Source organism: Flavobacterium sp. N2820, from assembly GCF_025947285.1.
In the GTDB taxonomy this organism is placed as follows: Bacteria; Bacteroidota; Bacteroidia; order Flavobacteriales; family Flavobacteriaceae; genus Flavobacterium.
Map to the genome: position 1 here is coordinate 178162 of NZ_CP110008.1, position 21982 is coordinate 200143.

The following is a 21982-nucleotide window of genomic DNA, read 5'->3' on the forward strand; positions in this document are numbered from 1 at the left end:
CATGAAACAATCAAAATATATACTTTTTACCCTATTACTGATAACGATGATAAATTGTAAAGGAATAAATAATGCTATCGAATTAGAGGTATATGAAACTTCTGAAAGCGGAAATGCATTGAAAAAGATAGATCAATTCTCTTCTACAGAAAATAAGGTTCTAATTAACATTAATCCTGAGAAAAAATTTCAAACGATAACAGGTTTTGGTGGTTCTTTTACAGAAGCTTCAGCTCATTTACTGACTAAAATTAGTAAAGTAAATCGTGAAAAAATCCTGAATGCTTATTTTAGTGAAAATGGGGCAAATTATTCACTAACTCGAACAACTATAGCTTCTTGTGATTTTTCACTTAAGAATTATACTTATGCTAAAGTAGAAAATGATTTAGCCTTAGAACATTTTACAATTGAAGACGATAAAGCAGATATTATTCCTATGATTTTAGATGCGAAAGCAATTTCTAAAGAGGGATTTAACATTATTGCTTCGCCTTGGTCATGCCCGCCTTGGATGAAAGACAATAAAAGTTATGTAGGCGGAAAATTATTACCTGAATTTAACGACACTTTTGCCTTGTATTTTTCAAAATATTTAGAAGCTTACAAAAAAGAAGGGATTGATATTTGGGGTGTTACAGTAATAAATGAACCTCATGGCAATGGAAACAACTGGGAAAGCACACTTTTTTCACCAGAAGAAATGACCTTATTTGTTCAAAATCATTTGGGACCAAAATTAGAAAGAGATGGTTGGGAAGATATTAAAGTTTTAGGTTACGACCAAAATAGAGCAGGTTTACAAGAATGGGTGGATGCCATGTACAAAGATGAGAAGACATCAAAATATTTTGCAGGAACCGCTATTCATTGGTACGAAAGCACATATGAAGTTTTTCCGGAAGCCTTACAATATGCACACAATAAAGCACCCAATAAATATTTAATTCAAACTGAAGCTTGTGTAGATTCTGAAGTTCCACACTGGCAAGATGATGCTTGGTATTGGAAAAAAGAAGCTACTGATTGGGGTTGGGATTGGGCTAGTGAGAAAGACAAATATTTGCATCCAAAATATGCACCTGTTAATCGTTATGCAGAAGATATTATCGGATGTTTGAATAATCAAGTTGATGGTTGGGTTGATTGGAATATGGTTTTAGATCGACAAGGTGGTCCAAATTGGTTCAAAAACTGGTGTGTCGCACCTGTAATTGTAGACGCTGAAAACGACGAAGTATACTTTACACCATTGTATTATGTAATGGCACATTTTAGCAAATTCATGCGACCAGGAGCAATTAAAATTGGATGTGATGTCAATAATAAAGACCTTAAAGTAACCGCAGTTCAGAATCCAGATGAATCAATTGCTCTAGTGATATTTAATCCAACTACAACAAAATATACCATCGAAATTCAAATTAATAATCAAAATACAGTCATTTCTATTGATGCAAAGGCATTGCAGACAGTTGTTATAAAAAAATAAAATTATGGTAAAAAATAACGAAAATATCGTAGCAAAAGTTCCTATTGTTCAAAAAGCTGCTTTTGGATCAGGACATTTGGTCAATAATTTATTGCCTGGTGCACTTGGAGTTTTCTCATTTTTTTTAATTACAGCTTTTGGAATTGAACCAGCAATTGCAGGTTTACTTTCGGCTATTCCACGATTTTTCGATGCACTTACCGACCCTATAATGGGATTTATTTCAGACAATACTACTTCAAGATGGGGTAGAAGAAGACCTTACATTTTTGTGGGTGCAATTTTATCGGCTATATTATTTGCAGTGCAATGGCAGTTATTTGCAGAAAATGGTACAACATTTAATTTCTGGTATTTTTTATTATTTTCTATTCTATTCATTTTTGCCAATACAATTTTTTCAACACCACTAATCGGTTTTGGATATGAAATGAGTTCTGATACTAAAGAACGAACAAGATTAATGGGAATTGCTAATATGGTTGGACAAATATCTTGGATGATAGTTCCTCTTTTTTGGGTATTAATTGCTAACAAAGATTTGTTTGAATCACAAGCGGACGGTGTTCGAACATTATCAATTTATGTAGGTTTTACGTGTTTGTTTTTTGGAATTATGCCTGCTATTTTTTGTAAAGAAATGGATGTTTCTGACGCAGATAGTAAAGCCAATTTAACATTCAAAGATTTGACAAAAAACATGAAAATTTTATGGATTACGATGAAAAATATGACTAAAAATAATCCGTTTATGCGTTTGTGTGGAGCAACATTTTTAGTGTTCAATGGATTTCAAATGGTTGGTTCATTTAGTTTTTTTATTATTGTTTTTTACATGTTTAAAGGAAGTTATGAATTAGCAGGAACGGTACCAGCTGTTTTCTCAATATTAATTGCGGTAACTACATTTTTTATAGTTATTCCTATAGTAACTTGGATGGCAAACAAATTTGGTAAGCGTAATGCATTCATTATTTCTACATTTATTTCAATAGTAGGTTACATATTTAAATGGTGGGGATTTGTAGAAGTTGATCAAAATACCGCTGTGCTTTTTAATGATGTTTTTGTTCAAGTTGGTGTGGTTAAATTTTCTTTAGAGATACCAATTATATTGCTACTTCCAATTCCTTTTATGGCATTTGGATTGGGTGGATTGTTCACCTTAATGATGAGTATGACAGCGGATGTGTGTGATTTAGATGAACTTCAAAATGGTTTACCAAGAAGAGAAGGTACATTTGGTGCAATATACTGGTGGTCAGTAAAAATTGGTCAATCAATTGCGTTAGCGTTAGGTGGTTTGGTTTTGTCACTTGTTGGTTTTGATGCTGGAAGTGACACTCAAACATTAGAAACAATGAATGACTTAAGAATTGCAGACATTATTATACCTTCATTAACTGCACTTATAGCTGTTTGGATTATGTGGAAATATAGCTTAAATGAAGATAGAGTAAAAATAATACAAAAGGAATTAAAGGAAAGAAGAGCTGAAAAAAATAACAATTTAAAAGTAAAGTAAAATGTCATTCAGAACCGACTACATACTGTATTCCAAAAATTTTGATTCTGCAACTGCTGATTTCAAAAATGGCCTTGATTTTTCAACAAAATCTCCAGAAGACATCACACTTTTATATTCACAAGTTTTGCAAAGTGGTATGCACGGACTTTGCTTTAGTATGTATGAAGAAGGTCAAAAACCTGGTGATACTATTTCTGAAGAGCAAGTGCGAAGAAGGCTTGAAATCATGGCGCCTTATACAAAATGGGTTCGCTCGTTTTCTTGCATTGAAGGAAACGAATTTATTCCTAAAATTGCTCGTGAGTTAGGAATGAAAACACTCGTAGGAGCTTGGTTAGGAGACGACGCCGAAAAGAACGAAAAAGAAATAGAAGCCCTAATTCAGTTGGCAAAAGAGGGTTTTGTAGATATTGCCGCTGTAGGAAACGAAGTAATGTATCGAAAAGACTTATCGGAAGATGAATTACTTCAGTTTATCCATAAAGTAAAAAACGAAATCCCTTTTCATATTCCCGTAGGTTATGTAGATGCCTATTATGAGTTTACCATTAAGCCAAGAATTACAGAAGCATGTGATGTTATTTTAACCAATTGTTATCCGTATTGGGAAGGAACAAATCAAGAATATGCTTTGTCTCACATGAAAAGTATGTATCATCAAGCAAAAAGTGTAGCCAATGGAAAAAAAGTGATTATCACAGAAACGGGTTGGCCAAGTCATGGGGAAAGTTTCAAAGATTCGCATCCTTCGGATGAAAATGCAATGAAGTATTTTATCAATACTCAACTTTGGTCCAAAGATGAAAATATCCAAATTTTCTATTTTTCTTCATTTGATGAATCATGGAAAGTAGGGCCAGAAGGCGAAGTTGGTGCACATTGGGGAATTTGGGATAAAAACGAAAAGCTAAAATATGGTAAATAATTTTGAAGCACTTCAGCTCATTCCAGGTAATGCAATTTGCTATTCGGGTTTTAGAGAAGGACAACAACCGGGAGGGATTTATCCTTCGTATGATGAAATAAAAGAAGATTTACTGCTCCTTCAAACCCAATGGAAACACATTCGTTTGTATGATTGTGATGCACATGCAGTAACCGTTTTAGAAGTCATTCGTCAAGAAAAATTACCGTTACAAGTAATGTTGGGTGCTTATATTGTTGCCGAAATGAATAATTTTGGATGTCCATGGGGAGGTGCAAATTATTCAGAATCAGAATTGGCTCACAATAAAATTAAAAACCTCAATCAAATCAAACGATTAATTGAGTTAGCCAATCAATATTCGGATATTATTTGTTTGCTTTCTGCAGGAAATGAAGCATGTGTAGATTGGACAGATCACTATGTTCCAGTTTCTAGTGTGATGGCTTATGTGATGTTAATTAAAAAAGAAGCGAAACAACCTGTAACTTTTTGTGAAAATTATGTGCCATGGTTAACAAAATTAAAACCTTTGGCAGAATTGGTTGATTTTATATCTATTCACACTTATCCGGTTTGGGAATATAAAAATATTCATCAAGCTTTAGATTATACAAGAGAAAATTATTCCGCTGTAGCAAATTTGTACCCTAACAAACCTGTTGTTATTACCGAAGCAGGTTGGGCAACCAATTCCAACGGAAAAGGAATAGAATCTCACAATGTTAGTGAAGAATATCAAGCCATATATTATAACGATTTAGTCAATTGGTCAGAAAAGGAAGGGATTTTAACTTACGTTTTTGAGGCTTTTGATGAATCATGGAAAGGTTCAAATGATGCATTAGAACCCGAAAAGCATTGGGGACTTTTTAGAATTGACCGCACTCCAAAATTGGTTATGGAAAATTTAATGGTTTAAATTTCATTTAGTTAAAACACATTTATTATGCAAAAAAATACTTTTTATACTATCATTTGTTCATTTTTAATTTGCACTCAATGTTTTTTTGCGCAAGTTGATGTGGTTTATAATGATTTAGTTTGGTCAGATGAATTTGATGTAAACGGCGCTGTAAATCCTACCAAATGGCATCATCAAACGCAATTGCCAGCTGGCGGAAGTTGGTTCAATGGTGAAGTTCAACATTATACCGACGAATTAACTAATTCATTTGTAAATGCTGGATTTCTAAATATTGTAGCCAAAAAAGAACCCTACACATCACAAGGTTTTACAAAACAATATACTTCGGCACGATTGAATTCAAAATTTGCTTTTAAATATGGTCGTGTTGATGTTAGAGCAAAATTACCAATAGAAGCAGGAACTTGGCCCGCCATTTGGATGCTTGGTAAAAACGTAAATGAAGATGGTGGCTTCTTTGATGCAGCCTTTGGAACTACAAATTGGCCTGCATGTGGTGAAATTGATATTATGGAACATGGAATAACACCTTCGCAATCGGTAAATTATGTTCAAAGTGCTCTTCACACCCCTTCTTCTTTTGGAAATACAATGAACATTGGTGGAACAATTGCTAATAATTTGGGTACAGATTATCATATATATTCTATGAATTGGTCTCCTTTTCAAATTACTTTTTTATTAGACGGTGTGCCATTTTATACCTATAATCCAGCGGTTAAAACACCAAGTAATTGGCCTTTTGATTTAGAACAATATCTTTTACTCAATATTGCAATGGGTGGAATAGCTGGAAATATCAGTCCAAGTTATACACAAAGTTCAATGGTAATCGATTATGTAAGAGTCTATCAAAATATTGTAGTAGACACGCAAATACCAACAAATTTCACTGCTACTGTTGGTAATATAACTAGTTCCTCTGTTGAATTATTGCTGAATGCAAATGATGACTCTGGAACAATAGTTTATGATGTTGCTTATGGAAGCTTAACTAATTCGTCTGCAGGAACTTCTGGGGTGCAAAAATCGTTAGTAATTTCTGGTTTAAGCCCAAATACAAATTATACTTTTTCTGTTGCCGCAAGTGATGTAACTGGAAATGATGCTGTGAATAATTCAATTGTATTAAATGCTACAACTCTAGATGTTACGGGTTGTTCAGGAACAGATACGGTTGCACAACAAGGTTCTTTTTCAATTGGATACAATTATGCATTTGAAACCATTGGAACTGATGTAAAAATTACTTTTGAAATGTTAGATACTGATAAAGTAGGTGTTGTAGCCTATTTGTGGAAACAATCACCTTTTACCGAAACACCAATGACAAATGTTTCTGGAAACATTTTTACTCACACAATTACAGGGCAAACTATTGGAGCTACAATTAATTATGCCGTAAAATTTGCTTACGCGAATGGATTATCTGTGACAGCATATTTTCCCTATGTTGTTGGTAACAACTGTGCTTTAGATCAAGTAGATTATAATGAATTTATCAATTTTACGTTCACTAATCCTGCGAGAGATTTTATTCAAATTACCTCTAAATACAAGATTGATAAGGTTGAAATGTATTCTATTATTGGAAATAAAGTTTTAGATACACAAGTAAATACCAATACAATTGATGTTTCAAATGTAGCAGAAGGTATTTATGTACTAACAATTTATTCAGGAAATCAAAAAAGTAATAAAAAAATAGTAATTCAATAAAAAGTGTAATTTACCGAAAAGCACACTATGAATTAGCTCATGTTTAGTATAAAACACTTTCAGTTTCATTAGGAAAAGAAAGTGTTTTTTATTTTTATTGTCTTTTAAATGTTAAATTTTTAATTAAAATTTGTTTCTTAAATAAAATTTATGTTAAATTTGGCTTAAATAATCTCAAAACAAGAATTGCCTATACAATAAAAATACTTTTTAGAACCCGAAAACTTAAATTAACTAAAAGGTATTGTTATGGCTAATCTTGTACTTCCGGATGCGATATTGGTGAAGAATTACATAAGCGGTGATGAGTCTGCTTTAGCTTCATTAATAGAAAGACATCAATCTAAAATCTACGGATTTATTTATTCAAAAGTTAATGATAGAGATTTATCAGATGATATTTTTCAAGATACCTTTATTAAAGTCATTAGAACACTAAAAACAAAATCGTATAACGAAGAAGGAAAATTTTTGCCTTGGGTTATGCGAATTGCTCACAATTTAGTAGTTGATCATTTTAGAAAAGCAAAAAAAATGCCTTTTCAAAGGGAAACGGAAGAGTATTCTATTTTTAATTATATGACTGATAATGCGCCAACGGTTGAAAGTCAAATGATAACTGAGCAAGTTGAGGTTGATTTAACACGCTTATTAGACGAACTTCCAGCCGATCAAAAAGAAGTTTTAGTGATGCGCATGTATCAAGATTTGAGTTTTAAAGAAATTGCTGAATTAACAGGAGTTAGTATAAATACTGCCCTAGGTAGAATGCGTTATGCACTGCTGAATTTGAGAAAAATTATAGAAAAAAATCAAATTATTTTGACGAATTAATACTAAAAGTAAAATTTTGCCGTTATAGAATTAAACAAATAAACTCCATACATGGCAAAACTTTACTCTAAAAGAAAATTAGTTCCTCAAATGATGTTACCTAAAAAAGAAACGGTTTCGTTTTTACTCAATTTTTCTAAAGCATTGAGTACCTATAAAGTAGGTAATGTTTCAATTGAAATTATAGCTAATTAAAGAAAATGCCTCAAAGAGATTTGAGGCATTTTTTATGGTCTTAAGATTTTTTCCATAGCCCTTCCTTTGGCTAATTCATCAATTAATTTATCCATATAGCGTACTTTTTTCATCAATGGGTCTTCGATTTCTTCTATGCGATAACCACAAATAACGCCAGTGATTTTTGTTGCGTTTTCGTTGAGTTGTGGTGCTTGCTCAAAAAAAGTTTCAAAATCAACTTTGCTATCAATTTGTTTTTGTAAGCTTTCAAGCGTGTAACCCGTTAACCAACAAATAATTTCGTCAACTTCTTCTTTTGTTCGATTCTTTTTCTCTGCTTTGGCTATATAATGTGGGTAAACACCAGCAAAGATCATTTGATTTATATTTCTTGAAGCCATTTATTTTTTAATTTCATTAATTATACTCTTTCTTCCAATTGTTTTGGTAATAATATCTTTTTCTAAATTCCAGCCTCGAGCAGGTGAGTATTCGCGTCCGTACCAAATAATTTGCAAGTGTAACTCGTTCCAACACGCTTCTGGAAAAATACGTTTGGCATCTTTCTCTGTTTGTTGTACGTTTTTGCCATTGGTTAATCCCCATCGATACATCAATCTATGAATGTGTGTATCTACCGGAAAAGCGGGTACTCCAAAAGCTTGACTCATCACGACACTTGCTGTTTTGTGTCCCACAGCTGGTAATGCTTCTAATGCTTCAAAACTTTGAGGTACTTCGCCATTGTATTTGTCAATTAAAATTTCGGATAGACCGTGAATTCCTTTCGATTTCATAGGTGATAAACCACACGGACGAATGATTTCCTTGATTTCTTCCACTGTCATTTTTACCATATCATACGGATTGTCAGCTTTGGCAAATAGGAGTGGTGTAATTTGATTCACACGAACATCGGTGCATTGTGCCGAAAGCAAAACTGCAATCAACAATGTGTATGGATCTTTATGGTCTAACGGAATCGGAATTTCGGGATATAATTCATTTAACGTATTTATAACAAATGTTACCTTCTCGCTTTTGGTCATTTTTAACTATCTTTAGTTTTTATTTGAATCATTTGTAAAAGTATAAAAATATGACAACATTAAAAACAGGAGATAAAGCACCTAATTTTTCAGGTTTAGACCAAAATGGAGCCACTCACAAATTAGCCGATTATAAAGGAAAGAAATTAGTTGTTTTCTTTTATCCAAAGGCAAGCACGCCTGGTTGTACGGCAGAAGCTTGTGATTTGAGAGATAATTATGCTCGTTTTCAAGCCAATAATTATGCGTTATTAGGTGTGAGTGCAGATAGTGCAAAAGCGCAAGCTAAGTTCATTGAGAAATTTAATTTGCCATTTCCGTTGTTAGCTGATGAAGATAAATCGGTTATTCAGGCATTTGGTGTTTGGGGACCAAAGAAATTTATGGGTAAAGAATACGATGGTATTCACAGAACCACATTTATAATTGATGAAAACGGGATTATAGAAGAAGTAATTTCAGATGTAAAAACAAAAGCTCATGCAGCGCAGATATTGAAATAAAAAAAGGCTACAATTTGTAGCCTTTTTTGTTATTGTATTCCTTCTGTTTCTTTTAAATCTAGTTCGCAAGCATAGGAGAATAATTTCTCTTTTTTAATTACTTCTGCAGTACCATCGGGTAATAATTCTTCCCAACCTGTTTCGCCTTTGCAAATCATTTTTAATACTTTTCTAGAGAAAATATCTAGGTTTTTTTCATCATAATCCTTAATATCGATTACTTTTCCATTGAATTTAAAGAATTTGTACAATTCTTTCATTCTTGGATGTACTTTTAAATTTTCAGACGTAATAATATTACCTTCTTCGTCTTTCATTGGGTACAAATACACTTTTAAATCGCGGTAGAATAATTTTCCAAAAGCTTCCAAAATACCACCTGATAAATGGCGGTAATATTTTTCATCAAAAATTTCAACTAAATTGTTTACACCCATAGCCAATCCCATGCGTGCTTTTGAGTAATTGGAGAAATATTCAACTACTTTAAAGTATTCTTGGAAGTTTGAAATCATTACGGTTTGACCTAATTTACAAAGTAGTTCTGCACGGTCAAGAAAATCACGTTCGTCTATTTCACCTTCGGCTTTTAAGTTAGAAAGTGTAATTTCAAAAACAACAAATGTATTGTCTTTATCTACTTTATTTTCTTCAATAAACATGTTGTATGACTCTTCATACATGTCCATATTTACTTTAGTAACAGGTCTAAAACTTCCTCTTAACGCTAAAATATTTTTCTTATATAACACAGCAGCTGGAAGAATATTTTTTCCATCAGGACCAAACATCACGGCATCGGTCATGCCATTTTTAACCAATTGTAAACTCATTAATCGGTTGTCAACATTAGCAAAACGTGGCCCCGAAAAGTTGATGGTATCAATTTCTAATTGGTCTTTATCTAAATGGTCGTATAAATAACGTAAAAGTTTTTTAGGATCATTGTATTTGTAAAATGCGCCATAAATTAGGTTCACACCTAAAATTCCAAGCGTTTCTTGTTGCAATTTGGCATCATTTTCTTTAAAACGAATGTGTAACGTAATTTCGTTATAATCCTCATCTGGTTCAACTTGGTACACAATTCCTACCCATCCGTGCCCTTTGAATTGTTTTGCAAAATCAATAGTAGCAACGGTATTGGCATAACTAAAAAATAATTTATTGGGATGCTTATCGCGATTTAAACGTTGTTCTACTAAATTAATTTCATGCGACAACATTTTCTTTAAGCGACTTTCGGTAACATAACGACCATCTACTTCTTCACCATAAATAGCATCACTAAAGTCTTTATCGTATGCAGACATGGCTTTAGCAATGGTTCCAGAAGAAGCTCCAGCTCTAAAAAAGTTACGAACGGTTTCTTGTCCAGCTCCAATTTCAGCAAAAGTTCCGTAGATATTTTCATTGAGATTAATACGCAATGCCTTATCTTTTATAGAAGGAATTTGTTCTATAACTTTATCACCACGCACTTTTATATCAGTTGTAATACTTTTCATTATTTTTTTGTTTAGCGAGCCATAGACTTCACCGGTAGAATGCAAAGTTAATCATTTTGAGAAAAAATACCATATTTATTGTTATTTTTGTAAAAAGAAAAGGCTTTGAAAATTTATTTTTTGGGTACTGGAACTTCGCAAGGAATTCCTGTAATTGGAAGCAAACATTCTGTTTGTTTGAGTTCAGATAGTAAAGATAAAAGATTACGTGTTTCGGTTTGGATTGAAACCGAAGATGCTTCAATCGTAATTGATTGTGGCCCCGATTTTAGACAGCAAATGCTAACTTCGAAATGTGAGCGTATTGATGCTTTGTTATTTACTCACGAACATGCCGATCACACAGCTGGTTTAGATGATATTCGACCTTTTTATTTTCAACAAGGCGACATTTCTGTATATGCTCACCAACGCGTTTTAACCAATTTAGCAAAACGTTTTGATTACATTTTTGAAACCGAAAATAAATATCCGGGTGCACCAAGTGTAAGCACAAATAAAGTGGTTAAAAATGAATCTTTTTTCGTTAAGAATACCGCCATTATTCCGATTGATGCATTGCATGGAAATTTACAAATTTTTGGTTATAAAATTCAAGATTTTGTTTATTTGACAGATGTTAAAACCATGAGTGAAGAAGAAATTAAGAAAATAAAGAATTGTAAAGTACTGGTAATTAATTGCTTGCGTGAAGAATTGCACACCACACATTTTAATTTAGAAGAAGCATTACATTTTATATCTTTGGTGCAACCAAAAGAAACCTACTTAACACACATTAGTCATGTTTTTGGATTTCACGAAGAAATTCAGCAAAAATTACCTAAAAATGTGTTTGTAGCTTATGATAACTTAATAATTAATTGTTAAAATATGAAAAACGTAATTTTATACGGACTAATTTTTTCAGTATTGTTTAATATTTTTCAATATGTGAATTCGACTAAAATTTTAGATGCTAAAGATCAAGAAGTAACTAAAATTCAACAGCGTTTAAAAACTTCTCGTGATTCTGTTGCAACTTTAGCAATGGCAAATTATTTTTCGTTAGAAAGTGATGAAGATGCACAAGAGTATTTTTACAAAAACAGTTTAGATTATCAAAAAGTTGCCGAAAAAGTAAAAGAAGATTTATTGGTTTTAAACGAAAATAAGAACGGAAATATACTTATTCCATATGAACCAATTGACGGAAAAGCATTTTTAGTAAACACCTCAAAAATTTTAAATCACCGATGGTTGATTGCAGAATATTCTAATGGTGATTTATGGGGACAAATTTTAGTAAAATATTTTGTTGCTGAAGGAAAACCTACCGATTTTGAAACGGTAGAAACAGTTTTATACGAAAGACCCACAAAAGAATAAATAAATTAGGTTAAAGCATGTCAACAACAACTACGAAAACGGAATTAGAGTGTTATTTTGACCAATTCAGAAAAGATATAATCGGAATTAATCAAAGTTTTGAATCGCCTTTTGGTGAACGAAAAATTATTTATACCGATTGGACTGCAAGCGGAAGATTATACCGCCCAATTGAAGAAAAGTTAATGAATCAATTTGGTCCTTTTGTAGCCAATACACATACCGAAACTACCGTTTCAGGAACTGCAATGACCATGGCTTATCATGAAGCAAGACATATTATTAAACACCATGTTAATGCTAATGTTGATGATATTTTAATTACTGACGGAACAGGAATGACAGGGGTTGTTAACAAATTTCAGCGTATATTAGGACTTCGTATTCCTGAAAATTTGAAAGAGTTTACCATAATTCCTGATGCAATTAAACCAATTGTTTTTATTTCTCACATGGAACATCATTCTAATCAAACTTCTTGGTTAGAAACTATTGCAGATGTTGAGGTGATTCCGGCGAATGAAGAAGGTCTGTTTTGTATGGAAGAATTTAAAATTTTAGTCGATAAATATAAAGATAGAAGTTTTAAAATTGCCTCAATTACTTCTTGTTCAAATGTAACAGGAATTCGTACACCTTATCACGAAGTGGCAAAAATAATGCACCAAAATAATGGTGTTTGTTTTGTTGATTTTGCGTGTTCAGGACCTTATGTAGCAATAGATATGCATCCAGATGCAGAAAGTTATTTAGATGCAATTTTCTTTTCGCCTCATAAATTTTTAGGAGGACCTGGTACTTCGGGTGTTTTAATTTTTAATAAAAACTTATATAAAAATAATGTGCCAGATTGCCCAGGAGGAGGAACGGTAAGTTGGACAAATCCATGGGGAGAACATAAATATATAGATAATATTGAGGATAGAGAAGATGGTGGTACGCCAGGATTTCTTCAAGTGATTAAAACTGCATTAGCGATACAGTTGAAGGAAAAAATGGGAATTAAAAACATTTTGGACCGAGAACATGAATTGGTTGATTATATTTTTTCAGAATTAAATGCAATTGATAATTTACATATTTTAGCCAATCAGCATCAAGACCGATTAGGCGTCATTTCGTTTTATATTGACGATTTGCATTACAATTTAGGGGTGAAATTATTAAACGATAAATTCGGAATTCAAACGCGTGGTGGTTGCAGTTGTGCAGGAACGTACGGACACTTTTTATTGCACGTAGACCAAGAAACTTCGCATAATTTAGTATGTCAAATTTCGTCGGGCGATTTGATCCAAAAACCAGGTTGGATTCGAATGTCGATTCACCCAACTACAACTTCTGATGAAATTCAGTTGGTTTGTGAAAGTATTAAAGCTTTAGCAGCCAATCATAAAGAATGGTCAATTGATTATACGTATAATCCAAAAACGAATGAGTTTACCCATAAAAATGCTTTACACTCAGAAAAGAGAATGGTTGACAGTTGGTTCAAATAACAAAAATAAAGCTCAGTAATTACTGAGCTTTATTTTTGTGTTTCCAGCGTTTGTGTGTCCATAAATAATATTCTGGAGCTTCTAATATTTGTGCTTCTACAAGTTTTAAAAACTGATCTGTAATTTCATAATTTGGTACTGATTTAGCATCTTCCGATAAAATTTCAAAACTAGCTTCATAATAACCACGCTTTATTTTTTTAGTTTTAAGAAAAATCACATTCATGTCAAAACGTTTGGCCAACATTTCAGCACCAGTGTGAACAGGAACTATATGTCCCATAAAAGGCGCCCAATGGTATGCAGCATGTGCTTTTGGCGATTGATCGCTAGCAAAACCATATAATGCTAATGTTCCATTTTTGTAGTTTTCAGCAATAGTTGGAATTGTTTCTTTTGTTGTAATTAATTCTGCTTTAAATTTTGAACGGATTTGTTTTACTAATTTATCAAAATAAGGATTTGCAAGTTTTTTGTAAATTCCAAAGCCTTTATAATGAATATGATAATTCATAGAAACTACCCATTCATAACTCGCATAATGTGCACATAATAGTGCGATACTTTTATTTTTCTTTTCTAATTCATGATATACTTCCATGTTGCTAAACACAAAACGCTTTTCGATTTCTTTTTGTGAAATAGAAAGTGTTTTAATCATTTCAAGGAACATATCGCACATGTGCTTGTAGAATTTTTTTTCTACGACAAGACGTTCTTTTTCAGATAAATGGGGTAATGCTAAGGCAATGTTTTCACGAACTACTTTTTTTCTATAGCCAATGATATTGTAAGTTAAAAAACAAACAAAATCAGAAAGTACATAAAAAACAGGAAACGGTAATATAGAAATTAACCATAAAATGGGATAGAAAATTAAATATATGAGTAACTGCATGAAACTTTTTTTTACAAATATACTTTTTTAATCGCATAGTAAATAGACAAACTATTGCTAAATTTACCAAAAATTAGTCAAATGAATTTTGTAGTTATTGCCATTATTATAGCTAATGTTTTAGCAAGTTATAAAGCGTTTAATGATTCTTATTTTTTTAGAAAATATGAATTTCATGTTGGAAGTATTCGATCTGGAGAGCAAATTAGAATGTTTACTTCAGGGTTTTTACATGTAGATATGCAACATTTGTTTTTCAATATGTTTACGCTTTTCATTTTTGCACCCCATGTGGTGGGCAATCTAAATAATGCACTTTTCTTATTTGTTTATTTTGGAAGTTTAGTAACTGGAAACTTACTCACCTTATATTTTCATAAAGACGATTATTACTATCGTGCGGTTGGAGCTTCTGGAGCTGTTACTGGAATTATTTACAGTGCAATTTTGTTAGAACCTAATTTATATATGTATGGCATAATTCCAGGCTATATTTTTGGTTTTGCGTATTTGTTATTTTCAATATATGGAATGAAAGCAAAAAATGATAATATTGGTCATGTAGCCCATTTTGGTGGTGCAATTGGTGGCTATTTAATTACGTTATCAAAAAAACCAGAACTAATTCAAAACGAAACAATTACTGTAGTTGCTTTGTTGATTCCAATCGTTGTACTTTTTTTCTTGCAAAGAGCAAATAAATTATAAAGATAAGTTTGGCACAATAGTTGAAATTATAGATTTAAAATTAGAAATTATGAAAAAATTATTTTTGGTACTAACCTTACTTACAACTATGGTACAAGCGCAAGAGGTGAAACAAATTCCTCAAATTAGTGTTTCAGGTGAAGGAAAAATTAAAGTTACTCCCGATGAAGCAATCATTACAGTTGCTGTGGAAAACACAGGTAAAGAAGCTGCAGAAGTTAAAAAGAAAAACGATGAAATCGTTGATAAAGTTTTGAAATTAATCAAGCAAAGGGGAATTCCTACCAGTGATTATCAAACGCAACGTGTGAATTTATATAAAAATTACGATTACAATACTAAAAAGCACAGTTATGTTGCCAATCAAACCATTTCAATTCATTTAAAAGATTTATCTAAATATGAAAAATTAATGATGGATTTGGTTGATTCGGGAATAAATAACATTCAAGGTGTAGAATTTAAATCGTCTAAAATTAAAGAGTATGAGCGTCAAGCGCGAAAAAACGCTATGTTAGATGCCAAGCAAAAAGCAGAAGATTATGTTTCGGTTTTAGCGGGTCAAAAAGTGGGGAAAGCATTAGTGATTTCTGATAATTCATATACCAATTATCCAAGACCAATGTATTCTGAAATGAAAACAATGGCTCTTGCAGACGAAGGTGGTATGCCAAAAGAAACCTTAGCAATTGGTGAAATTGAAATTGTTAGTACAGTTACAGTAAGTTTTGTTTTAGAATAAATCTGCAACCTTATGAAGTTAAAAAGCCAGAAGATTAGTTCTGGCTTTTTAATTTATAATTGTTGATTTTTTAAATAATCTACGGCATATCTTCCTTCGTTGAAAAGTAAATCTAAAATACTTAAATTATTGAGAAAACCATGTTTTTCATTGAAAACTTGCGTGTACTCTTCAATTTGAGTAGTGTCTTTTTTACCGTTTGCAAGTGATCTATAATCTTTTAAATGGGTTATTTCATGGAAATATTCGGTTGTTTTTTCAATCGAAAATTGTATTCCTAATGCATCGTTTACTAATTCAAAGGTTTCTAAATTCAAATCCATTAAAAATTCGTGCTTTTTTTCAAATAACGGACGAAAATCATCTTCAAAATATTCAAAAAAAGGGGAAGTTCTGTAGGCAGCCTCTAATGATTTAAAATGATTTTTTTGCCATCCAAAATCGTTTTCAATACGAACATCTTTGTATTTTTGATGTCTGTCAAGACTGTGTTTTATAGGAATATTTAGCAATTGAACACCGTTTGGACTGTAAATGTACATTCTATTTCTGTTGGTTTGTTTTTGAAAGTTATCTTCCATTTCTAAAGTAACCATGTCAGTCTTAATCATCGCAACGTAATGACTAATAGACGGAAAGTATGTAGGATGTATTAGAATGTTCATTTTTATGTTAAAAAGTTGAATTGTGAAATTGTTTAACAGATTAGTTTTTGTTTTTTAGAATATAGTTTCTTAAAGCATTCAATTTATTTGAAATACTATTTATTTGATTTCTACAATTAATATAGTTTGTTTCATCAATATAATCTAATTCAAAAGAAAGTATTAATTGGTTTAAAACTTCCATTGTTGAACTATAAGACATAGAAATAAAATGTGCTTTATCTTTATCTGAAATTCTTGAAGTTCCTTCCGCAATATTTGAACAAATAGAAACGGAAGCTCTTCTTAATTGAGAAACAAGTCCAAATTTTTCACAATCAGAAAAAGATATAGTTAAATTATAAATTGTTTTTGTTAACTCTTTTGATTCAATCCAAACATCTAATTTTTCAAATGAAAATTTATGCATTCCTTTTAAACAATTAAACGGTTTAACAATTAAACATTATTCTCTTCTTTTTTCTTTTTCTTATTTCTGAAATAGTCAAAAGCAAAATAGCCTGCTAAAGCAAATAAGAAATATTTAAAATAAGATTGTGGTTGCCCAGTTCCGCTAACGGTTGTAAATAATCTATTTCCTCTAATGCTCCAATTTTTAATACCATCATTAATGCCCTCAATACTCATCCAAATAAAAATTGGTTTTCCAACAATGTGGTCAGCGGGTACAAATCCCCAATAGCGAGAATCTAATGAGTTATGACGATTGTCTCCCATCATCCAATAATAATCTTGTTCAAAAGTGTATGAAGTGGTTACTTTTCCATCAATTCTTATTTCGTTTCCATTTACTTTTAAATCTTTACCTTCATATTCACTAATAACTTTCTTGTAAAAAGGTAAAGTTTCGTTGTTTAGTTCCACTGTTTTGCCCGCTTGAGGAATATAAATAGGTCCTAAATTGTCTACATTCCAGTCTTTTGTACCAGGAAATATTGTTTTATCAACTTCTTTGTGAATTATTCGTTCGACTTTAGTAAGACCAGGTATACTTTTTAAACGTTCAACAGATTCTAATGGTAAAGCACTGAATACAAGCGTGTCTTTTGCAATTTGTCCAAATGCATCAGTAATTTTTAATTCTTCTTTAATGTAGTCTAAATTTACAGGTGTTGTACCATCCCATGCTACTTTGTAAGAAAACTGAGGCTTTGCTCTTTCTGGAAGAATAGATTCTTTTCCATTAATAAAAACAATACCTTCTTTAATTTCAATTTTGTCTCCTGGAATAGCTGTACAGCGTTTTACGTAATTGGTTTTCTTATCAATTGGTTTATCATATCGTTTATCAGCAGCTTTGTACATGTGAAACAAAGTATCTGTAGGCCAGTTAAACACTACAATATCATTACGCTCGATAGATTGTAATGCCGGAAATCTAAAGTAAGGTAACGAAGGTTTTGATACATATGATTTTACTTTAACTACAGGTATAGTATCATGAACCATTGGTGCAGCAATTGGTGTCATTGGTGTTCTTGCTCCATAATGAAATTTACTTACCAATAAAAAATCACCAACTAATAATGATTTTTCTAGTGAAGACGTTGGGATAACAAAAGGTTGTAGAATGTAGGTATGAACAATTGTTGCCACTACAATTGCAAACGAAAGCGAACCTAAAGTATCCATTGTTTTGTTAGGCGGTGTTAAATCGCGATTAGCATGGTAAGTTACTTCTTGGGTGTAATTTACATAAGCGATATAAAAACCAAGTGTAACCACACCTAGAACCATGTCTAAAGTTGATTTTTTACCAAAAGTTCTCAATGTCTCAATCCAAATTATTGGAAATAAAAACAAATTAATAACTGGAATAAAAAGTAGTAAAATCCAATATTTCGGACGATTTATAATTTGCATTAATACAATTCCGTTGTATATGGGTACAAAGGCTTCCCATACTTTTCTACCTGCTTTTACATATAATTTCCAAGTTCCAATTCCGTGAATTACTTGAACGAATAAGATAAAAAGTAACCAACCTGATATTTCCATTTTTAATATCGTTTAATTGTTAAATTGTATAATTGTTTATTTTGAGTTCAACCCCAAAACATCTTTCATTGTGAAAACACCTTTCTTACCAACCAACCATTCGGCAGCAATTACGGCTCCTAATGCAAAACCTTCTCTGCTGTGAGCAGTATGTTTGATTTCGATTTGATCTACTTCACTGTCATAAAAAATACTGTGTGTTCCTGGTACATTTTCAATGCGTTTAGCTTCAATGTGTATTTCGTTACTAATTGGTGTTTCCAATGTCCAATTTGCATAATCGGTATGTTTTATTACACCTTCAGCTAATGTTATTGCAGTACCACTTGGGGCATCTAATTTTTGCGTGTGATGAATTTCTTCCATTGAAACGTTGTATTGTTTCAAATTGGTCATCATTTTTGCTAAATATTCATTCAATTCAAAAAACACATTTACGCCCAAACTAAAGTTGGAACCATAAATAAAACTTCCGTTTTTTGCGTTGCATAATTCAACCATTTTAGGGTAATCTGTTAACCAGCCAGTAGTTCCTGAAATCACAGGAATTCCACTATTTAAACATTCTGAAATATTTACAACAGCGCTATCTGGTACACTAAAATCAATCGCTACATCAGCATTTTCTATGCCTGCAAATGTGGAATCATGATCTTTTTTTAATACAATTTCATGACCGCGTTCTAAAGCTATTTTTTCAATAACTTTTCCCATTTTTCCGTAACCTAAAAGTGCTATCTTCATTTTGAATTAGTTGGGATTTTAATAAAATGTTACCCAATTATTTGTTAAAAATTATAGGTAAGCGTCAAACCATAATTGTATTTGTAATCCAATTCGTTTTGGTTTAAATCGGGTTTTACTGATAAATTATCATTCACGTTAAATTGCATTAAGTGTGCATCAACGTTGGCATCGACTATGTTTAAAATATAAATTCCGGCTGTAATTAATGCCGATAAATCACGATTTCTTTGGTGAAATTTTTGACCTCTTATTAATTTGTCATCAGAATAAATACCATAAGTTGGATCGTCTTCGCCAAGTGAAGTTCCAGCTAAACGTTTCTTATATTCACCTCTAAAGCCTTGATATTTTTTTTGATTCCAAGTGTAAGAATAAATACCAACACCTAATCCAATGTAAACAATAGGAATTTTCCAATATTTTTTATTGTACGCTTGTCCTAATCCGGGCACTAATGCTGAATAAAATGCTGCTTTTGCTGGTGCATTTGGATTGATAATTGTTTTAACAGTATCAGCAGGACGTAACGGTAATTCTTCTTGTGCATTTCCTTGAAAGCTCAAAAAAAGAAAGGTTAAAAGAACTATGCAATGAAGTTTTCTCACTACGAATTGATTAATTTTAAGATGCGATTAAAATCTTCTTCTGAATGAAATGGAATAGTAATTTTTCCTTTTCCGTTACCAGCTACTTTTACTTCAACTTTTGTTCCAAAATAGTTTGCAAATGCTTTTTTCTCATCTTCTCTGATGTCAAATGCGTTGCCTTTTGCAGACTTTGCAGCTTTAGGTTTTAAACTATCTTGATAATTTTTTACCAAAGCTTCTGTTTCTCTAACCGAAAGATTCTGAGTCACTACTTTATGGTAAATATCGCTTTGAATGTCTTGATTGTCAATATTAATCAATGCTCTTCCGTGACCCATAGATATAAATCCATCTCTCATTCCAGTTTGAATGATTGGGTCTAATTTTAATAAGCGCAAATAATTAGTAATTGTCGAACGTTTTTTTCCTACGCGCTCGCTCAATTCTTCTTGGGTTAAATTGATTTCTTCGATTAAGCGTTGGTATGAAATAGCTACCTCAATTGGATCTAAATCATGTCTTTGGATATTTTCTACCAAAGCCATAACCAATGATTCATTGTCATTTGCTAAACGAATGTATGCAGGGATGGTTTTCAATCCAATCAATTTTGAAGCACGCAAACGACGCTCTCCCGAAATTAGTTGGTAGTTATTGAAGTCTAATTTTCTAACCGTAATGGGTTGAATTACACCTAATTCTTTAATTGATTTGGCTAATTCTTGTAATGTTTCTTCGTTGAAATTTGTTCTAGGTTGAAACGGGTTGATTTCAATCGATTCAATGTCTAATTCAATAATACTTCCTACAACTTTATCAGCATTTTTATCCTCAACCGATTTAATATCGTTATCAGGATCTTTTAATAAAGCCGATAAACCTCTTCCTAAGGCTTGTTTTTTTACCGCTTTTGTCATCTTTATATTATTGATTTTTCTTAATAATTTCTTCTGCCAAGTTTAAATAATTAGTCGCGCCTTTGCTTGTTGCGTCATAATTAATAATGCTTTCGCCAAAACTTGGTGCTTCACTCAATTTAATATTTCTTTGGATAATGGTATCAAAAACCATATCGTTAAAGTGTTTTTGGACTTCTTCCACTACCTGATTTGATAAACGCAAGCGTGAATCGTACATAGTGAGTAATAATCCTTCAATATCTAAGTTTGGATTGTGAATTTTTTGTACACTTTTAATGGTATTCAATAATTTGCCTAAACCTTCCAAAGCAAAATATTCGCACTGAATTGGAATAACTACACTATCAGCAGCTGTTAGTGCATTCAATGTTAATAATCCTAATGAAGGAGCACAGTCAATAATGATGTAATCGTATTTGTCTTTTACACTTTCTAATGCTTTTTTAAGCATGTACTCACGATTTTCTTTATCTACTAATTCAATTTCTATAGCTACCAAGTCAATATGAGCTGGAATAACCATAACATTTGGAGCAGAACATGAAACTGTAGCTTCTTCTGGAGTTGCGCTATGTTCTAGCACTTGATACGATCCGATTTCGACACTTTCTACATCGATTCCTAAACCCGAACTGGCATTTGCCTGTGGGTCTGCATCAATTAAAAGTACTTTTTTTTCTAAAACACCAAGAGACGCCGCTAAGTTAACTGAAGTAGTTGTTTTTCCTACACCACCTTTTTGATTGGCAATTGCAATGATTTTACCCATTTGATTGTTAAAAATTTTAAGTGGTAAAAATACAATTATTTATGGTTTTTTCAAGTCAATTTTGTTAACAATGGGTTAAAGTGCTAGATAACTGATTTAGAGCCAGAAAAATAATAAAATAAAAATATTTTGATGTTACACTTTAATGCTTTTTTAGAGGGTATTTCACATGATTTATTCCCAATTTTGTTTGCATTAATTTTGTAACTTTTAATTTGTTTTAAATGCTTTTGATGGTACATATAAACACAAAACACGAAAATAATTCGTGTTTGGGTGTTTATTAATCACGCTTTGGCGTATTTTTTTTAGTTCGTTTTTCCTCCTTTTTTTCTTTAGCGGTCTTTAAAGGTTCTTTTTTTGCAGTTTTCTTTGCATCTTGACTTTTTGCCATAATAAATAGTTTTTAGTAAATGTA

Annotated in this window: 24 protein-coding genes; 13 read left to right on the plus strand and 11 right to left on the minus strand. The window is 31.9% G+C overall.

Translation table 11 applies throughout. From position 1 onward, the window contains the following. Position 1 precedes the first annotated feature (1 nt). From OLM52_RS00885 to OLM52_RS00915, 7 genes are all read left to right on the plus strand, one after another. Positions 2-1492: a glycoside hydrolase family 30 protein gene (locus tag OLM52_RS00885; protein ID WP_264549276.1), complete on the plus strand. Its 1491-nt coding sequence runs from the start codon at positions 2-4 to the stop codon at positions 1490-1492. A gap of 4 nt (positions 1493-1496) precedes the next feature. Continuing rightward, positions 1497-3017, plus strand: coding sequence for an MFS transporter (locus OLM52_RS00890; RefSeq protein ID WP_264549277.1), 1521 nt, complete (start codon positions 1497-1499; stop codon positions 3015-3017). A gap of 1 nt (position 3018) precedes the next feature. Continuing rightward, positions 3019-3945 (plus strand): glycosyl hydrolase family 17 protein, encoded by a 927-nt coding sequence (locus OLM52_RS00895; protein WP_264549278.1) that lies wholly within the window; start codon positions 3019-3021, stop codon positions 3943-3945. Then, the gene (locus OLM52_RS00900; protein WP_264549279.1) at positions 3935-4867 is read left to right on the plus strand and encodes a glycosyl hydrolase family 17 protein; all 933 of its coding nucleotides are present in this window, start codon (positions 3935-3937) and stop codon (positions 4865-4867) included. Before OLM52_RS00895 ends, OLM52_RS00900 begins: the two co-directional genes overlap by 11 nt. A 27-nt stretch (positions 4868-4894) precedes the next feature. Beyond that, positions 4895-6592, plus strand: a complete 1698-nt coding sequence (locus OLM52_RS00905) for a family 16 glycosylhydrolase (protein ID WP_264549280.1) — start codon at positions 4895-4897, stop codon at positions 6590-6592. Positions 6593-6841: 249 nt separating this feature from the next. Then, the gene (locus OLM52_RS00910; RefSeq protein WP_264549281.1) at positions 6842-7426 is read left to right on the plus strand and encodes an RNA polymerase sigma factor; all 585 of its coding nucleotides are present in this window, start codon (positions 6842-6844) and stop codon (positions 7424-7426) included. Positions 7427-7477: 51 nt separating this feature from the next. After that, positions 7478-7621 carry a hypothetical protein gene (locus OLM52_RS00915; RefSeq protein ID WP_264549282.1) on the plus strand — a complete coding sequence of 48 codons (144 nt, stop codon included), beginning with the start codon at positions 7478-7480 and terminating at the stop codon, positions 7619-7621. Between the two features lie 32 nt (positions 7622-7653). Here OLM52_RS00915 and OLM52_RS00920 read toward each other — a convergent pair whose 3' ends face one another. Continuing rightward, positions 7654-8004: a DUF2200 domain-containing protein gene (locus OLM52_RS00920; protein ID WP_264549283.1), complete on the minus strand. Its 351-nt coding sequence runs from the start codon at positions 8002-8004 to the stop codon at positions 7654-7656. Further along, complete coding sequence (locus tag OLM52_RS00925) at positions 8005-8652, minus strand: endonuclease III domain-containing protein (protein WP_264549284.1); 648 nt, start codon at positions 8650-8652, stop codon at positions 8005-8007. A 50-nt stretch (positions 8653-8702) separates the two neighbouring features. On the opposite strand from OLM52_RS00925, the gene bcp reads away from it, so the two are divergent. Next, entirely contained in the window at positions 8703-9155 is a 453-nt protein-coding gene (gene bcp / locus OLM52_RS00930) for a thioredoxin-dependent thiol peroxidase (protein WP_264549285.1), read from the plus strand. Between the two features lie 29 nt (positions 9156-9184). On the opposite strand, the gene OLM52_RS00935 is transcribed toward bcp, so the two are convergent. Then, complete coding sequence (locus tag OLM52_RS00935; protein WP_264550507.1) at positions 9185-10654, minus strand: TonB-dependent receptor; 1470 nt, start codon at positions 10652-10654, stop codon at positions 9185-9187. Between the two features lie 114 nt (positions 10655-10768). Here OLM52_RS00935 and OLM52_RS00940 point away from each other — a divergent pair, with 114 nt between their 5' ends. From OLM52_RS00940 to OLM52_RS00950, 3 genes are read left to right on the plus strand one after another with little or no spacing between them, the layout of a single operon-like run. After that, positions 10769-11533 (plus strand): MBL fold metallo-hydrolase, encoded by a 765-nt coding sequence (locus OLM52_RS00940; RefSeq protein WP_264549286.1) that lies wholly within the window; start codon positions 10769-10771, stop codon positions 11531-11533. Positions 11534-11536: 3 nt separating this feature from the next. Beyond that, complete coding sequence (locus tag OLM52_RS00945; RefSeq protein WP_264549287.1) at positions 11537-12031, plus strand: hypothetical protein; 495 nt, start codon at positions 11537-11539, stop codon at positions 12029-12031. Between the two features lie 17 nt (positions 12032-12048). Continuing rightward, positions 12049-13530, plus strand: a complete 1482-nt coding sequence (locus OLM52_RS00950) for an aminotransferase class V-fold PLP-dependent enzyme (protein ID WP_264549288.1) — start codon at positions 12049-12051, stop codon at positions 13528-13530. A 19-nt stretch (positions 13531-13549) separates the two neighbouring features. On the opposite strand, the gene OLM52_RS00955 is transcribed toward OLM52_RS00950, so the two are convergent. Beyond that, positions 13550-14428, minus strand: a complete 879-nt coding sequence (locus tag OLM52_RS00955) for a lysophospholipid acyltransferase family protein (protein WP_264549289.1) — start codon at positions 14426-14428, stop codon at positions 13550-13552. Between the two features lie 81 nt (positions 14429-14509). On the opposite strand from OLM52_RS00955, the gene OLM52_RS00960 reads away from it, so the two are divergent. Together OLM52_RS00960 and OLM52_RS00965 are read left to right on the plus strand one after the other, a co-directional pair. Further along, positions 14510-15136, plus strand: coding sequence for a rhomboid family intramembrane serine protease (locus OLM52_RS00960; RefSeq protein ID WP_264549290.1), 627 nt, complete (start codon positions 14510-14512; stop codon positions 15134-15136). A gap of 49 nt (positions 15137-15185) precedes the next feature. Beyond that, a complete protein-coding gene (locus OLM52_RS00965) occupies positions 15186-15878 on the plus strand; it encodes an SIMPL domain-containing protein (protein WP_264549291.1) in 693 nt (230 codons plus the stop codon). A gap of 53 nt (positions 15879-15931) precedes the next feature. Here the strand turns inward: OLM52_RS00965 and OLM52_RS00970 are convergent, their stop codons facing one another. From OLM52_RS00970 to OLM52_RS01000, 7 genes are read right to left on the minus strand one after another with little or no spacing between them, the layout of a single operon-like run. After that, on the minus strand, positions 15932-16543 hold the full coding sequence (locus OLM52_RS00970) for a WbqC family protein (RefSeq protein WP_264549292.1): 612 nt from the start codon (positions 16541-16543) through the stop codon (positions 15932-15934). A gap of 40 nt (positions 16544-16583) precedes the next feature. Beyond that, on the minus strand, positions 16584-16952 hold the full coding sequence (locus OLM52_RS00975; protein WP_264549293.1) for a four helix bundle protein: 369 nt from the start codon (positions 16950-16952) through the stop codon (positions 16584-16586). A 29-nt stretch (positions 16953-16981) separates the two neighbouring features. Then, positions 16982-18541, minus strand: a complete 1560-nt coding sequence (gene lepB / locus OLM52_RS00980) for a signal peptidase I (RefSeq protein ID WP_264549294.1) — start codon at positions 18539-18541, stop codon at positions 16982-16984. Between the two features lie 36 nt (positions 18542-18577). Further along, complete coding sequence (gene dapB, locus OLM52_RS00985) at positions 18578-19285, minus strand: 4-hydroxy-tetrahydrodipicolinate reductase (protein ID WP_264549295.1); 708 nt, start codon at positions 19283-19285, stop codon at positions 18578-18580. Between the two features lie 44 nt (positions 19286-19329). Beyond that, positions 19330-19851, minus strand: a complete 522-nt coding sequence (locus OLM52_RS00990; protein WP_264549296.1) for a DUF5683 domain-containing protein — start codon at positions 19849-19851, stop codon at positions 19330-19332. Between the two features lie 41 nt (positions 19852-19892). Beyond that, positions 19893-20792, minus strand: coding sequence for a ParB/RepB/Spo0J family partition protein (locus OLM52_RS00995; protein ID WP_264549297.1), 900 nt, complete (start codon positions 20790-20792; stop codon positions 19893-19895). A 7-nt stretch (positions 20793-20799) separates the two neighbouring features. Next, positions 20800-21564 (minus strand): ParA family protein, encoded by a 765-nt coding sequence (locus tag OLM52_RS01000; protein ID WP_264549298.1) that lies wholly within the window; start codon positions 21562-21564, stop codon positions 20800-20802. Positions 21565-21982 lie beyond the last annotated feature (418 nt).

Excerpts from the sequence above, each read along its gene's own strand:
- OLM52_RS00885 (WP_264549276.1), top strand. The coding sequence starts at position 2 with ATGAAACAATCAAAATATATACTTTTTACCCTATTACTGATAACGATG.
- OLM52_RS00890 (WP_264549277.1), top strand. The coding sequence starts at position 1,497 with ATGGTAAAAAATAACGAAAATATCGTAGCAAAAGTTCCTATTGTTCAA.
- OLM52_RS00895 (WP_264549278.1), top strand. The coding sequence starts at position 3,019 with ATGTCATTCAGAACCGACTACATACTGTATTCCAAAAATTTTGATTCT.
- OLM52_RS00900 (WP_264549279.1), top strand. The coding sequence starts at position 3,935 with ATGGTAAATAATTTTGAAGCACTTCAGCTCATTCCAGGTAATGCAATT.
- OLM52_RS00905 (WP_264549280.1), top strand. The coding sequence starts at position 4,895 with ATGCAAAAAAATACTTTTTATACTATCATTTGTTCATTTTTAATTTGC.
- OLM52_RS00910 (WP_264549281.1), top strand. The coding sequence starts at position 6,842 with ATGGCTAATCTTGTACTTCCGGATGCGATATTGGTGAAGAATTACATA.
- OLM52_RS00915 (WP_264549282.1), top strand. The coding sequence starts at position 7,478 with ATGGCAAAACTTTACTCTAAAAGAAAATTAGTTCCTCAAATGATGTTA.
- OLM52_RS00920 (WP_264549283.1), bottom strand. The coding sequence starts at position 8,004 with ATGGCTTCAAGAAATATAAATCAAATGATCTTTGCTGGTGTTTACCCA.
- OLM52_RS00925 (WP_264549284.1), bottom strand. The coding sequence starts at position 8,652 with ATGACCAAAAGCGAGAAGGTAACATTTGTTATAAATACGTTAAATGAA.
- bcp (WP_264549285.1), top strand. The coding sequence starts at position 8,703 with ATGACAACATTAAAAACAGGAGATAAAGCACCTAATTTTTCAGGTTTA.
- OLM52_RS00945 (WP_264549287.1), top strand. The coding sequence starts at position 11,537 with ATGAAAAACGTAATTTTATACGGACTAATTTTTTCAGTATTGTTTAAT.
- OLM52_RS00950 (WP_264549288.1), top strand. The coding sequence starts at position 12,049 with ATGTCAACAACAACTACGAAAACGGAATTAGAGTGTTATTTTGACCAA.
- OLM52_RS00955 (WP_264549289.1), bottom strand. The coding sequence starts at position 14,428 with ATGCAGTTACTCATATATTTAATTTTCTATCCCATTTTATGGTTAATT.
- OLM52_RS00960 (WP_264549290.1), top strand. The coding sequence starts at position 14,510 with ATGAATTTTGTAGTTATTGCCATTATTATAGCTAATGTTTTAGCAAGT.
- OLM52_RS00965 (WP_264549291.1), top strand. The coding sequence starts at position 15,186 with ATGAAAAAATTATTTTTGGTACTAACCTTACTTACAACTATGGTACAA.
- OLM52_RS00970 (WP_264549292.1), bottom strand. The coding sequence starts at position 16,543 with ATGAACATTCTAATACATCCTACATACTTTCCGTCTATTAGTCATTAC.
- OLM52_RS00975 (WP_264549293.1), bottom strand. The coding sequence starts at position 16,952 with ATGCATAAATTTTCATTTGAAAAATTAGATGTTTGGATTGAATCAAAA.
- lepB (WP_264549294.1), bottom strand. The coding sequence starts at position 18,541 with ATGGAAATATCAGGTTGGTTACTTTTTATCTTATTCGTTCAAGTAATT.
- dapB (WP_264549295.1), bottom strand. The coding sequence starts at position 19,285 with ATGAAGATAGCACTTTTAGGTTACGGAAAAATGGGAAAAGTTATTGAA.
- OLM52_RS00995 (WP_264549297.1), bottom strand. The coding sequence starts at position 20,792 with ATGACAAAAGCGGTAAAAAAACAAGCCTTAGGAAGAGGTTTATCGGCT.
- OLM52_RS01000 (WP_264549298.1), bottom strand. The coding sequence starts at position 21,564 with ATGGGTAAAATCATTGCAATTGCCAATCAAAAAGGTGGTGTAGGAAAA.